A 12,784-nucleotide genomic window follows, 5' to 3' on the forward strand; every position below is an offset into this window, starting at 1 on the left:
CGGCTCACCTGCCGCCGGCGGTCGTCGTCCCGGCGGCCACCGCCGCGCCCGCCGCGGTGAGGGCTGCGCGCGCGGAGTCGTAGTCGACCGACCGCGGTACCTCGCTGAGCAGCACGACCACCCGGGAGCCGACCACCGCGACCGAGTGCAGGTGCCGCTGCCCGTCGACGCAGCACATCCACCCCTGCTTCACCGCCGGGCGGCCGGGCAGGGTGCCGAAGAGCCCGAACCGCTGGTCGAAGCCGTCGGCCGCCTCGGGCGTCGCCGCCCGCATCCAGCGGAGCAGGGCCGCCGCGTCCGCCGGATGGGCGACCACGGGCAGCCGGGACAGGAACCGGGCCACGTCCTGCGCCGTCGTGACCGCCTGTCCCCACTGCCCGGGGATCTCCGCCGGCGGAGGGCCGGTGCCCGGCAGGCCGTACCGGGCGGCCACGTCGCGCACCATCTGCCCGCCGCCGAAGCGCACCCACAGGGTCGAGGCCGCCGGATCGTCGGAGCGGCGGATCATCTCGCGCAGCAGCACCTGGTCGTCGGACGTGAGGACGATGCTCCCGGCGCGGGCCCGGCCCAGGATGTCCTCGGCCATGAACAGCTTGACCATCGACGCGGTCGGGAAGGGCCGGTCGGCCACCGGGCCGTTGTCGGAGCGGTACGCCGCGCGACGGGCCGCGCGGGCCTCGGCGGCGCGGAGGCTGCCCTCGGTGATGCGGGTCTGCTGACGGGCGACCACGACCGCGAGCGTGCCCGCCGAGTCGTACGCCTGCACCGCGTCGGCCACGACGCGGGCCGGTGGCACGCCGCCGGCCGCCGCACGCCCGGGGCGGAGGGCTTCCAGCGTCAGCAGCTGGACGACGGTGAGCAGGGCCGTGACCAGTGAGAGCGCGAGGACCCCGGATCGATGCCGGGCAACCGGATGGGGCACCCCCTGGTGATGCCACCCGACGGCCGGCGGCTCACCCGGGACGAGGCGGCAGTCCCGGAGAGGCGGGGTGGCCTGCCGCTGTGCAGTCGGGTGGCTGCACAGCGGCGGCGCCTCACTGCTGCTCGTAGGTGGCGACCAGCGTGGCCCGCGCCAGCGTGTGGGAGAACAGGTTGAACCCGAGCACGGCGGGCGTGGTGCCGGCGTCGACGTCGAGGCGGTCGGTGTCGACGGCGTGCACCACCACGAAGTAGCGGTGCGGGCCGTGCCCGGGCGGGGGAGCGGCGCCCACGAAGCCGGCGAAGCCGGCGTCGTTGCGCAGCTGGACCGCGCCGTCGGGGAGCTGCGGGGAGTCCTTGTCGCCGGCGCCGGAGGGCAGCTCGGTGACCGAGGCCGGGATGTTGGCCACGGCCCAGTGCCAGAAGCCGCTGGCGGTGGGGGCGTCGGGGTCGTAGACGGTGACGGCGAAGCTGCGGGTGCCCTCCGGGAAACCGGACCAGGACAGCTGCGGCGAGCGGTCCTCGCCGCCGGCGCCCATGACGCCGCTGACGTGCGGCATCGGCAGCACCTGTCCGTCGGACACGTCGCTGCTGGTGACGGCGAAGCCCGGCACCTGCGGCAGGAAGTCGTACGGGTTCGGCGGGGTGGGCCGGTCGGCCATAGTGGTCCTCTCCCTCGGTAGCGGTGCACCGGCTGCTCGGGTCGCGCCGGAGCGTTCCTCCCGGACCCTAGGCAGCGGTGCCCGGTGGCGCCCGTCGGCGGCCCCGACACGGTCCCGCCGCCGTCCCGACACGTGCGCGGTGCACGCCGCCGGTAGCGTCGCGGCGTGTCCTCTCCGCGATCGGTCGGCCTCCCCGACGGCGTCCGGGCCTGCCTGTTCGACCTCGACGGCGTCCTCACCCGGACGGCGACGGTGCACATGGCGGCCTGGAAGCGCACCTTCGACGAGTTCCTGCGAGCCCGTGACCCGGCGGCGCCGGAGTTCACGCAGGAGGACTACAACCGCCACGTCGACGGCAAGCCACGCGCCGACGGCGTCCGCGACTTCCTGGCCAGCCGCGGCATCACCCTGCCCGAGGGCGACCCTGGGGATCCGGCGGACGCCCAGACGGTGCAGGCGGTCGCCGGCCGGAAGAACGTGCTGGTGCTCGCCGAGCTCGACGAGCACGGCGTCGAGGTCTACGAGGGGTCGGTCCGCTACCTGCGGGCGGCGCGGGAGGCCGGGCTGGCGACGGCGGTCGTGACCGCGTCGGCGAACGGCGAGCACGTCGTCTCCGTCGGCGGCTTCGCCGACCTGGTCGACGTACGGATCGACGGCGTGACCGCCAAGCGTGACGGCCTGCGTGGCAAGCCCGCCCCCGACACCTTCCTCGCCGGCGCCCGGGCGCTCGGCGTGGCCCCCGGTGAGGCGGTCGTCTTCGAGGACGCCCTCGCCGGGGTGGCCGCCGGCCGCGCGGGGAACTTCGCCCACGTCGTCGGCGTCGACCGGGTCGGGCACGCCGACGGGCTCCGGGAGGCGGGGGCGGACGTCGTCGTCACCGACCTCGCCGAGCTGCTGGAACGGTCGTGACGGAAGGCCGGGCGATCTTCCCGGTCGAGCCCTGGGCGCTGACCGAGGTCGGGCTGGACCACGCCAGCCTGGGCGTGCACGAGTCGGTGTTCGCGCTGGCCAACGGGCACCTCGGCATGCGCGGCTCGCTCGAGGAGGGCGAGCCGGTCGTCGTGCCGGGCACCTACCTCAACGGCTTCTTCGAGGAGCGGCCGCTGCCCTACGCCGAGGCCGGGTACGGCTTCCCGGAGATGGGCCAGACCGTCGTCAACGTGACCGACGGCAAGCTCATCCGGCTGCTGGTCAAGGACTCGCCGCTGGACCTGAACTACGGCGAGGTGATCGACCACCGCCGGACGCTCGACCTGCGCGCCGGGGTGCTGCGCCGGTCGACCGAGTGGCGCTCCCCGGGCGGCCGGACGGTGCGGCTGACCAGCACCCGCCTGGTGTCGCTGGCCCGGCGCTCCATCGCGGCGATCGAGTACCAGGTCGAGGTCACCGACGACCTCGGCGACCTCTACGTCGCCCTGCAGTCGGACCTGCTGGCCAACGACGACGGCGCGCCCGCCGACGACGGCGATCCCCGTGCGGCCGCCGCGCTCGCCCGTCCGCTGGAGTGCGAGCTGGCCGCCGGCCGCGGCCGGCGCGCGGTGCTGGTGCACCGCACCCGCCGCAGCCGGCTGCGCATGGCCGCCGGCATGGACCACCTCATCGAGGTCCCGGACAGCTGCACCGAGGACATCGAGGCCGGAGGGGACCTCGCCCGGTACACCCTGGCCGCGCGCATCCCGCCGGGTGGCTCGCTGAGGCTGGTCAAGTTCCTGGCCTACGGCTGGTCGTCCCGCCGCTCGGAGGCGGCGCTGCGCGACCAGGTGGAGGCCGCGCTGGCCACCGCGAAGCTGGCCGGCTTCGACCGGCTGCTGCGCGAGCAGCGCGAGCTGCTGGACCAGCACTGGGCCGAGGCCGACGTCGAGATCGAGGGCGACGACGAGCTCCAGCAGGCCGTGCGGGTGGGGATGTTCCACGTCCTGCAGGCCGGGCTGCGCGCGGAGCGCCAGCCGATCCCGGCGAAGGGGCTCACCGGCCCCGGGTACGACGGCCACACCTTCTGGGACACCGAGACCTACGTGCTGCCGGTGCTCACCTACACCGCGCCGAACGCCGCCCGTGACGCGCTGGTGTGGCGGCACACCACCCTGGCGCTGGCCCGCGAGCGGGCGCGGGTGCTCGGGCTGCGCGGCGCCGCCTTCCCGTGGCGGACGATCCGCGGCGAGGAGACCTCCGGGTACTGGCCGGCGGGCACCGCGGCCTTCCACATCAACGCCGACATCGCCGACGCCGTCGTCCGCTACCACGACGCCACCCTCGACGAGCCCTTCGACCGCGACTACGGCGCGGAGCTGCTCATCGAGACCGGCCGGCTGTGGGCGTCGCTCGGGCACTTCGACGCCGAGCACGGCTTCCGGATCGACGGCGTGACCGGGCCGGACGAGTACACCGCCGTGGTCGACAACAACGTCTACACGAACCTCATGGCGCAGCGGAACCTGCGCGAGGCCGCGGCGGCGGTGCGCCGGCAACCCGACGTCGCCGGCCGGCTGTCGGTCACCGAGGAGGAGGTCGAGGAGTGGCTGCGGGCGGCGTCGCTGATGGCGGTGCCCTACGACACCCAGCTCGGCGTGCACATGCAGTCCGACGGCTTCACCCACCACGAGGAGTGGAACTTCGCCGGCACGCCGCAGGACCACTACCCGCTGCTGCTGCACTACCCCTACTTCGAGATCTACCGGAAGCAGGTCGTCAAGCAGGCGGACCTCGTGATGGCCCTGCACCTGCGGGGTGACGCGTTCACGCTCGAGGAGAAGATCGCCGACTTCGCCTACTACGAGGCGCGCACCACCCGCGACTCGTCGCTCTCGGCCACCCAGCAGGCCGTGGTCGCCGCCGAGACCGGGCACCTGCAGCTGGCCTACGAGTACTGGGCCGAGGCGGCGCTGACCGACCTGCAGAACCTGCACCACAACTCCGGGCACGGGCTGCACATCGCCTCGCTTGCGGGCGGCTGGACGGTCGCGGTCGCCGGGTTCGGCGGGCTGCGGGACCACGGCGGGCAGCTGGCGTTCGCGCCGCGGCTCCCCGAGCGGATCAGCCGGCTGCGGTTCCGGGTGGTCTACCGCGGCCGCAAGCTCACCGTGACCGTGACGCCGGACCGGGCCACCTACCGCCTGGTCGACGGCGATCCGCTGGACATCCGGCACCACGGTCGGCAGGTGCGGATCGACCACGACGACGTGGTGCTCGACGTGCCGCCGCCCCCGCAGGTGGAGCCGGTGCGCCAGCCCCCGGGGTGCGAGCCCCGGCGCCGCTCGCGGGGCTGAACCCGGGCCTTTCCGCGGGGGACCGGTGTCCCCTCCCGGCGAGGTCCCCGCCAGCACCTGCGTCGTGGGTGGTCCGTCTCTGCCCGGCCTGCCTGGGCAGAGACGGACCACCCGCAGGCCTGCTGCCGAGCGCGCCAGGGGATCGGCCCTGCGGGAGGGAGGGGGACGGTCCGGCTCCACGCTCGACCGTTATCCCCAACAACGAACGGTGTATGACGGGGTTCAGCCGAGCAGCCACCTCGCGCCCAGGACGAGCGCAGCAACATCCAGGATCAGGAACACCCCGACCCAGACGAGCGCGGGTACCCGGGTCAGCCGGGCCAGCTGGTCGGCGTCCGAATCCGGCGCGCCGTGGCGCCGGCGGGCGGTCTGCAGCTCCATCACGGCGCGCGGGGCGGCCAGCAGGAGGAACCACGTGGCGACCGCGGCGAACACCGACTGACCGACCGGTGGCAGCCACCAGGTGGCCGCGAAGACGATGCTCCCGGTGACCAGTACCGACCACAGGCCGTACCAGTTGCGGATCTGCACCAGCAGGAGAGCGAGCAGGAGCAGCAGCGCCCAGAGCAGCCCGACTGCGTGACCGGCGGCCAGCAGCGCCGCGGCGCCGAGCCCGAAGAGGGCCGGTCCGGTGTACCCGGCGGCACAGGTGAGCACCATGCCCAGCCCCGTCGGCCGGCCCGCGGAGACGGTCAGGCCCGAGGTGTCCGAGTGCAGCCGGATGCCGGCCAGCCGTCGTCCGGCCGCCAGCGCCACCAGGCCGTGGGCGCCCTCGTGGGCGATGGTCACGACGTTGCGGGCCGGGCGCCAGAGGGCGGGGGAGAGGACCAGGAGGGCCGCGGCGGCCGCGGTGGCGACCAGCACCGCCGTGGAGATCTCCGGGACGGTCGCCGTCACGCGGGCCCAGAAGCGGGCGAGGACCTCCACGCAGGGCAGTCAACCGCACGCACCTGGGAGGTCCCGGGGAGTGGCCGGGGTGTCGGAGGAGGCGGGTCTCACACCGGCGCGGGGGACGCGGGGGAGCGGTGCAGGCCCGATCCTGGAGGGATGACGACGTCAGCCTCCGTCACCCGGGACGACCTCCCGGTGACGGTGTCCTTCACGCGCCGGGCCGACCCGGCGCACGCCCGCGAGATGACGGCGTGGATCCGCGCCGGTCTCAGCATGGCGGAGAGCTTCCCCGGGTTCCTCGGCGCCGGCTGGGTCCGCTCCCGCCGCGACGCCGACGAGTGGCACATGCTCGCCCGGTTCGCCGACCAGCCGACCCTGACCGCCTGGGAGGCGTCCCCGGAGCGGCAGTGGTGGCTCCGGTCGGCCCAGGGCCTGGCCGAGGTGACCCGCACCGAGCGGCGCACCGGCATCGAGGGCTGGTTCGACTCGCCGGTGGCCGAGGTGGTGCACCCCGAACCGTCGGTGGCCGCGCCGCCGCGGTGGAAGCAGGCGGTCACCATCTGGCTGGTCTTCTTCCCGGTGAACCTGCTGGCCACGCTCACCCTGGGGGCGGCGCTCGCCGACGCGCACGTCGTGCTCCGGGTCCTCGTGATCACGCTCGCCCTGACGCCGGTCATGACCTACCTGCTGCTGCCGTGGATCACCGCGCGGCTGCAGTGGTGGCTCCAGGGCCGTCGCTGGCGCGACCGGTAGGGGAGCGGTGCCGGGGTCGCCCGGCCCCGCCCGCCCGGTCAGTTGCCCGGCTTGACCGCCTTGCCGCGCTCCTGCTCGGCCTCGTCGGCCTGATAGGCGCCCGGAATGGCGCGCGCCGCGCCGTCGTCGCCGGGCCCCACGGGGCGGTCGGTCAGGTTGTCCGGGCCGGGCGCGGGCGTGCCACCCGGCTCGCGGCGGTCGTCGGTGTCGGGTCGGGCCTCGGTCATGGGTCCTCCTGGGTCGCTCGGTCCCTGCGTCCGCTACCCGGCCGCGGCCGCCGGAACCGGGTCACAGCAGGCCGGCGTCGTGCACCACCAGCGCGACCTGCACCCGGTTGGCCGCCTCGAGCTTCACCAGCAGCCGGGAGACGTGCGCCTTGACCGTCGCCACGCTCATGTAGAGCTCGGCGGCGATGCCGGCGTTGGACAGCCCGCGCCCGACCGCCAGCGCCACCTCCTGCTCCCGCTCGCTGAGCCGCGCCAGCAACGCACGGGCCCGGTCGCCGGCGTCGTCGCGAGGTGCCGCGGCGCCCGCGACGTGCGCCATCAGCTGCCTGGTCACGGTGGGGGAGAGCATCGGCTCGCCGTCGGCGACCCGGCGGACGGCGTCGACGATCGACGCCGGCGGGGTGTCCTTGAGCAGGAACCCGCTGGCCCCGGCGCGGAGGGCGCGCAGCACGTGGTCGTCGGCGTCGAACGTGGTCAGCACGATGACCTGCGGGCCGGTCCCGCCCGCCTGGAGGAGCTCGGTGGCAGCCAGGCCGTCCACGCGCGGCATGCGGATGTCCATGAGGACGAGGTCGGGGTCGGTCGCGGCCACGGCGGCGGGCACCTCGTCACCGTCGGCCGCCTCGCCGACCAGCCGGAGGCCCGGCGTGCCGCCGAGGACCATCGCCAGCGCCGCGCGCACCAGCGGGTCGTCGTCCACGACCAGCACCCGGACGTCGGGGGCCTCCTCGCTCACGCGGCGGCCACCGGGGACGGCCACGGGAGGCGCGCGCAGGCGGAACTCGCCCTCGGGGGTCCAGCCGTGCTCCAGGGTGCCTCCGGCAAGGCTGATCCGTTCGAGCAGGCCGATCAGCCCGGTACCGCTGCCGGGCAGGGCAGGCGGCGCCGGCCCGGCCACGGCCAGCGGGTTGCGCACCTCGACGGTGAGCCCGGTCCCCGCGGTGCCCTCGACGAGGACGTCGGCGACGGTGCCGGGTGCGTGCTTGCGCACGTTGGTCAGCGCCTCCTGCACCACCCGGTAGGCCGCGCGCCCGGTCGCCGCCGGCACTCCGCCGAGCTCGGGCACGCGGTACCGGGCCCGCACCCGAAGGCCGGCCCGCCGGCACTCCTCGACGAGCACCGGCAGCTCCCGCAGCGTCGGCTGTGGACGTTCGACGGCACCGGGCTCGGCCGACTCGCGCAGCACGCCGATGACCGCCCGCAGGTCTTCCAGGGCCTGCCGGGCACTGGCGCGCACCACCCCGGCCGCCGCCGCCACGTCGGCAGCGGGCGCATCGGGCCGGAACTCCAGGGCGCCGGCGTGCATGCTCAGCAGCGACAGCCGGTGGGCCAGCACGTCGTGCATCTCCCGGGCGATGCGGGTGCGCTCCAACTGCTGGGCCTGCGCGACCCGCAGCCGCTGCTCCGCCTCGGCGCGGGCGGCCCGCTCGCGGAGCGACACGACGAGCTGGCGCCGGGCCCGCACGAACATGCCCCAGGCGGTGGCGGCGGCGAGCAGCACGACGCCCAGTGCCGTGAACACCGGCCAGGGCAGTTCCGGGTCCGGGCGCAGCTGCACGTAGACCGCCAGCGCGGCGAGGTTCGCCGCGGCGACGGCGGCCACGGTCCGCCAGGTGCGGTGGACGGCCACGGTGAACAGGGCGGTCATGACGGCGATGGCCGCCATGTCGGAGAACGTCCCGATCGCCGCGAGGACCAGCGCGACGCCGACGGGCCACCGGCGCCGGCCCCACAGCAGCAGGCAGGCCAGCGTCCCTGCGACCAGGTCGGCGAGCAGGAGCAGGTCCGGGGGCGGGTCCCGGCGGCTCGCGGCCTCGGCGATGAAGAGCAGCCCCAGGCCCAGCGAGAGCAGGAACAGCGAGACGTCGACGACCCAGTCGCGCACCGAGCGTCGTACCCGGCGGTGCGACGGCGCGGGCCCCGTCCCGGGGGAGAGCGAGTCGGCGAGGAGGAGGGCCGGCACCAGTGACGGGTGGTCCACGCCGGGGGGCCGTAGCCCCTCCCGGTCGGTCACCGCGCTCACGACGTGAGGTTACGGGCGGAAGGGCCCGTCGCGGCACCGACGAAGGTCGACGTCCCCCTCGCCGGGGGCAGACCTAGGTCGGGGGATCGCCGACCGGCGGCCGATGCTTGGAGGACGGCCCGGACGACAGGGTGACCCGGTGATCGAGATCCAGCACCTGACCCGGAGGTACGGCACGCAGCAGGCCGTCTCCGACGTGTCCTTCAGCTGCCCGCCCGGCACCGTCACCGGGTTCCTCGGCCCCAACGGGGCGGGCAAGAGCACCACGCTGCGCGCGCTGTGCGGGCTGGCCGAGCCGACCGCCGGTTCCGCCACCATCGCCGGCCGCCGCTACCGGGAGCTGCCCAACGCCGGGCGGCACGTCGGCGTGCTGCTCGACGCCGGCGCGCAGCACTCCGGGCGGACCGGACGCGAGGTGCTCACCCTCTCGGCCATGGTCCTCGGCGTGCCGCGGTCCCGGGTCGGCGAGGTGCTGGACCTGGTCGGGCTCGCCGGGGCGGCGGCCGGCAAGCGGGTGGGGAAGTACTCGCTGGGCATGCGGCAGCGGCTGGGGCTGGCCGGCGCGCTGCTGGGCGATCCACAGGTCCTGGTGCTCGACGAGCCGGCCAACGGGCTGGACCCGGAGGGCATCTTCTGGATGCGGGGGCTGCTGCGCGGGTTCGCCGACCGCGGCGGCACGGTGCTGCTCTCCTCCCACCTGCTGCGGGAGGTGGAGGCGGTCGCCGACCGGCTGGTCGTCATCGCAGGCGGCCGGCTGGTCGCCTCGGGCACCAAGGAGGAGCTGCTGGCCGGCGCCGGCACCGTCGTCCGGGCCCGCGAACGAGAGGCGCTCCAGCAGGCTCTCGCCTCGTCCGGGATCGACGTCGACCCGGGTGCGGACGACGCCCTCCTGGCCGGCGCCGACCCCGAGGCGGTGGGACTGGCGGCCGCGCGGGCCGGGATCCCCCTCCTGGAGCTGCGGCCGGCCTCCGGTGCGGGGCTCGAGGAGCTCTTCCGCTCGCTCACCCACGCCGGCGAGCCCGCCGGCGCCGTCCCGACCCCCGCTCCGGTGCAGGAGGCCCACTCGTGACCACCACCGCCCCCGCTCCCGCCGCTCCGGCCGTCGACGTGCCGGCCCCGTCGCTGCCCACGCTGGTCGCCGTCGAGCTGCGCAAGGCTGCGGACACCCGCGCCGGTGCCTGGCTCCTCGTGGCCATCGCGGTCCTGGCGCTCGCCGTCCCCGCCCTCGTCCTGTTCTTCGGGGAGGCGCCGGAGAAGACGCTCGCCGAGTACCTGGGCGCCGCCCACCTGCCGGTGGCCGTCCTGCTGCCGGTCCTCGGCATCCTGCTGGTCACCAGCGAGTGGTCGCAGCGCACCGCCCTGACCACCTTCGCCCTGGTGCCGCAGCGCTCCCGCGTGCTGGTCGCCAAGCTGGGCGCGGCGGTCCTGCTGGCCGTCCTCGGCATCGTGGCCGGCGGTGCGGCCGCGGCTCTGGCCGCGGCCCTCACCCCGGTGCTCACGGACGACCCGACCTCGTGGTCGCTCGGCGCGGACCAGGTGGTCCAGGTGCTCCTGGTCCAGGTGCTCAACGTCCTCGTCGGCGTCGCGTTCGGGCTCCTGCTGCTCAGCTCGCCGCTGGCGATCGTCGTGTACTTCGCCCTGCCGACGGCGTTCACCGTGCTGGTGACCACGGTCGGGGCGCTGGACTGGGTACGCGACTGGCTGGACCTGTCGACGACCACGGGTCCCATGTACGCGGGGGAGCTCGACGGTCAGGGCTGGCTGCAGGTGGGGACGTCGGCGGCGCTGTGGCTGCTCGCTCCGCTGGTCGCCGGGTGGGTCCGGGTGCAGCGCAGCGAGGTCGCCTGAGCCCGCCTGCCGCTCCACCGGTCGGCGGAGCGGCAGGTCAGAGCTGCTGGGTCAGGTTGAGGGCGTTGCCGTCGGGGTCGGTGACGTGTGCGACGCGCTGGCCCCAGGGCATGTCGGCCGATCCGGACGGAGCGGAGCCGCCGAGCTCGGCGACGCGGGCGAGGGCCCCGTCGACGTCGGGCACCTCGATGCTGAGCAGCACCCGGCCCGGCGTGCCGGTGTCCACCGCGACGTCGGCGGTGAGGCCGAGCCCGGAGTTCCCCACGCGCAGTCCCAGGTAGAACAGCGGGCCCTCCTCGGGGAACCGCTCGGTCTCCGCCGCCTGGAGCAGGCCGACGTAGAAGGAGCGCAGCCGCTCGAGGTCCGGCGTGACGAGGATCGGGGTGATGGCGGGCGACATGCGGGCTCCCGGGAGGTAGGTGGTCCGGCAGCAGGATGGACCGCCGTGCCCGCGGGAAGTGAGCGGTCAGCCCTCGCGGGTGAACAGCCAGCGGGCGAAGACGGCATCCGCGTAGAGCTCGGTGCGCCAGCGCACCGACAGCCGGAACGCGCCCGGGGGTACGACCAACAGCGGGCTCGTATCGGTGGCCGCGTCCTCGTCCGGCACGGCGGAGTCCGGCGTCGGGCCGGGGGACTCGGGCAGGAGGAAGGCGCCGTTCTCGCCGGTGCCGTCCAGCGCCGCGCTGATGAACGCCAGCCGTCCGCTGGGTACCGACACCGTCTCGCCGGTCTGCTCGTCGCCCGCCGGGAAGGCGAGGGCGGCGTCGAGGGTGCCCCGGTAGTCGCCGGCGTCCGCCTGGACGACGGCGATGCTGCCGTCCTCGGCGCGGAACACCTCCAGCCACCCCTCGTCGCCGATCTCCGGATCGGTCAGGACCAGCGCGGCGGTGCCGGCACCCACCGGGATGCCGGTCAGGGAGTAGTCGAGGCGCGGCGCCAGGGCCTCGTACGCCTGGTCGCTGAGTCCGCGCCAGGAGGGCAGCAGCTCGCCGTCGAGGGCGAGGAAGGGTTCACCGTCGGTCCAGCAGCGGCCGACGTGGGTCCAGGTGCGGGGCATGCCCCGATCATCGTCCCCGCGGACGCGCGGGCGCCGCTACCGTCCGCGAGATGACGGTGCACCGGCTGGACCGGGACGAGGCGCGGGCGATCGCGGTGCGCGCCCAGTTGCTGGACGCGGGGCGCCCCGGCGGGCTCCTGGCGGCGGTCCGGCACCTCACGCTCGTGCAGGTCGACCCCACGGCGGCGGTCGCCCCGAGCGCCGACCTGGTGGCCTGGAGCAGGCTGGGGCGGGGCTACCGGCCCGAGCACCTGACCCGGGCGCTCGGGAACCGCAGCCTCGTGGAGCACAACGCGCTGATCCGGCCGATGGAGGACATCGGGCTCCTCCTCGCCGGGATGGCCCGCTGGCCCAGCCGGGAAGCGCCCCGGCAGTGGCTCCAGGCCAACGAGTCGTTCCGGCGGGACGTCGTCGACCGCCTTCGCTCGTCGGGGCCGCTGCTCTCCCGGGAGATCCCCGACACGAGCACCGTCCCGTGGGCCTCCACGGGCTGGACGCACGACCGGAACGTCACCCAGATGCTCGAGTTCCTCATGATGAGGGGCGAGGTGGCGATCGCCGGCCGGCGTGGCCGGCAGCGGCTGTGGGACGTCGCCGACCGGGTCTACCCGCCTGCGGTCCCCGTCGTCCCGGAGGACGAGGCCCGGCGGATCCGGGCGGACCGCCGGCTGCGGGCCCTGGGCATCGCACGGGAGAAGGGCGCCTCCGTCCCGGGCGAGCCGGTCGACGTCGGCGACGCGGGGGAGCCCGCCGTCGTCGAGGGGGTTCCCGGCACGTGGCGGGTCGACCCCGCGGCTCTCGGTCGGCCGTTCCAGGGGCGGACGGCGCTGCTGTCCCCGTTCGACCGCCTGGTGCACGACCGGTTGCGCGCCCAGGAGCTCTTCGGCTTCGAGTACGTGCTGGAGATGTACAAGCCGAAGGCCCGGCGGCGCTGGGGCTACTTCGCCCTCCCCGTGCTGCACGGCGACCGGCTCGTCGGGAAGCTCGACGTCACCGCCGACCGCACCGGAGGCAGGCTCGTGGTGAACGCGATCCACGAGGACGTGCCGTTCACCGCGACCGTCCGGGAGGCGGTGCAGGCGGAGATCGAGGACCTCGCCGGCTGGCTCGGGCTGGCTCTCGCCGATGGCGCCCGCTGA

At 75.3% G+C, this 12,784-nt stretch carries 13 protein-coding genes; 6 read left to right on the forward strand and 7 right to left on the reverse strand.

The genetic code is table 11. The annotated features are described in order from the left end of the window. Positions 1-4: 4 nt before the first annotated feature. Both ACI79T_RS12405 and ACI79T_RS12410 read right to left on the reverse strand, forming a co-directional pair. A complete protein-coding gene (locus tag ACI79T_RS12405) occupies positions 5-922 on the reverse strand; it encodes a serine hydrolase (RefSeq protein WP_456610369.1) in 918 nt (305 codons plus the stop codon). Positions 923-1,034: 112 nt separating this feature from the next. Beyond that, the gene (locus ACI79T_RS12410) at positions 1,035-1,580 is read right to left on the reverse strand and encodes a YbhB/YbcL family Raf kinase inhibitor-like protein (RefSeq protein WP_456610370.1); all 546 of its coding nucleotides are present in this window, start codon (positions 1,578-1,580) and stop codon (positions 1,035-1,037) included. A 165-nt stretch (positions 1,581-1,745) separates the two neighbouring features. Between ACI79T_RS12410 and ACI79T_RS12415 the strand changes: the two genes are divergently transcribed. Both ACI79T_RS12415 and ACI79T_RS12420 read left to right on the forward strand, forming a co-directional pair. Further along, entirely contained in the window at positions 1,746-2,489 is a 744-nt protein-coding gene (locus tag ACI79T_RS12415; RefSeq protein WP_456610371.1) for an HAD family hydrolase, read from the forward strand. Further along, positions 2,486-4,846, forward strand: a complete 2,361-nt coding sequence (locus tag ACI79T_RS12420) for a glycoside hydrolase family 65 protein (protein WP_456610372.1) — start codon at positions 2,486-2,488, stop codon at positions 4,844-4,846. The genes ACI79T_RS12415 and ACI79T_RS12420 overlap by 4 nt, the downstream gene beginning before the upstream one ends. Before the next feature lie 222 nt (positions 4,847-5,068). On the opposite strand, the gene ACI79T_RS12425 is transcribed toward ACI79T_RS12420, so the two are convergent. Continuing rightward, positions 5,069-5,773 carry a M50 family metallopeptidase gene (locus tag ACI79T_RS12425; protein WP_456610373.1) on the reverse strand — a complete coding sequence of 235 codons (705 nt, stop codon included), beginning with the start codon at positions 5,771-5,773 and terminating at the stop codon, positions 5,069-5,071. A gap of 120 nt (positions 5,774-5,893) precedes the next feature. On the opposite strand from ACI79T_RS12425, the gene ACI79T_RS12430 reads away from it, so the two are divergent. Beyond that, a complete protein-coding gene (locus ACI79T_RS12430; RefSeq protein ID WP_456610374.1) occupies positions 5,894-6,490 on the forward strand; it encodes an antibiotic biosynthesis monooxygenase in 597 nt (198 codons plus the stop codon). Between the two features lie 38 nt (positions 6,491-6,528). Here the strand turns inward: ACI79T_RS12430 and ACI79T_RS12435 are convergent, their stop codons facing one another. Continuing rightward, the gene (locus tag ACI79T_RS12435) at positions 6,529-6,717 is read right to left on the reverse strand and encodes a hypothetical protein (RefSeq protein WP_456610375.1); all 189 of its coding nucleotides are present in this window, start codon (positions 6,715-6,717) and stop codon (positions 6,529-6,531) included. Between the two features lie 61 nt (positions 6,718-6,778). After that, positions 6,779-8,740: a response regulator gene (locus ACI79T_RS12440; protein ID WP_456610376.1), complete on the reverse strand. Its 1,962-nt coding sequence runs from the start codon at positions 8,738-8,740 to the stop codon at positions 6,779-6,781. Between the two features lie 139 nt (positions 8,741-8,879). On the opposite strand from ACI79T_RS12440, the gene ACI79T_RS12445 reads away from it, so the two are divergent. Together ACI79T_RS12445 and ACI79T_RS12450 are read left to right on the forward strand one after the other, a co-directional pair. Next, the gene (locus ACI79T_RS12445; RefSeq protein ID WP_456610377.1) at positions 8,880-9,809 is read left to right on the forward strand and encodes an ABC transporter ATP-binding protein; all 930 of its coding nucleotides are present in this window, start codon (positions 8,880-8,882) and stop codon (positions 9,807-9,809) included. Next, positions 9,806-10,588 carry a hypothetical protein gene (locus ACI79T_RS12450; RefSeq protein WP_456610378.1) on the forward strand — a complete coding sequence of 261 codons (783 nt, stop codon included), beginning with the start codon at positions 9,806-9,808 and terminating at the stop codon, positions 10,586-10,588. Before ACI79T_RS12445 ends, ACI79T_RS12450 begins: the two co-directional genes overlap by 4 nt. A 37-nt stretch (positions 10,589-10,625) precedes the next feature. Here ACI79T_RS12450 and ACI79T_RS12455 read toward each other — a convergent pair whose 3' ends face one another. After that, positions 10,626-10,988, reverse strand: a complete 363-nt coding sequence (locus ACI79T_RS12455) for a VOC family protein (protein WP_456610379.1) — start codon at positions 10,986-10,988, stop codon at positions 10,626-10,628. A gap of 66 nt (positions 10,989-11,054) precedes the next feature. Then, positions 11,055-11,645: a hypothetical protein gene (locus ACI79T_RS12460; protein WP_456610380.1), complete on the reverse strand. Its 591-nt coding sequence runs from the start codon at positions 11,643-11,645 to the stop codon at positions 11,055-11,057. A gap of 50 nt (positions 11,646-11,695) precedes the next feature. Here ACI79T_RS12460 and ACI79T_RS12465 point away from each other — a divergent pair, with 50 nt between their 5' ends. Then, complete coding sequence (locus ACI79T_RS12465; protein WP_456610381.1) at positions 11,696-12,784, forward strand: DNA glycosylase AlkZ-like family protein; 1,089 nt, start codon at positions 11,696-11,698, stop codon at positions 12,782-12,784.

Source organism: Blastococcus sp. SYSU DS0619 (assembly GCF_054051035.1).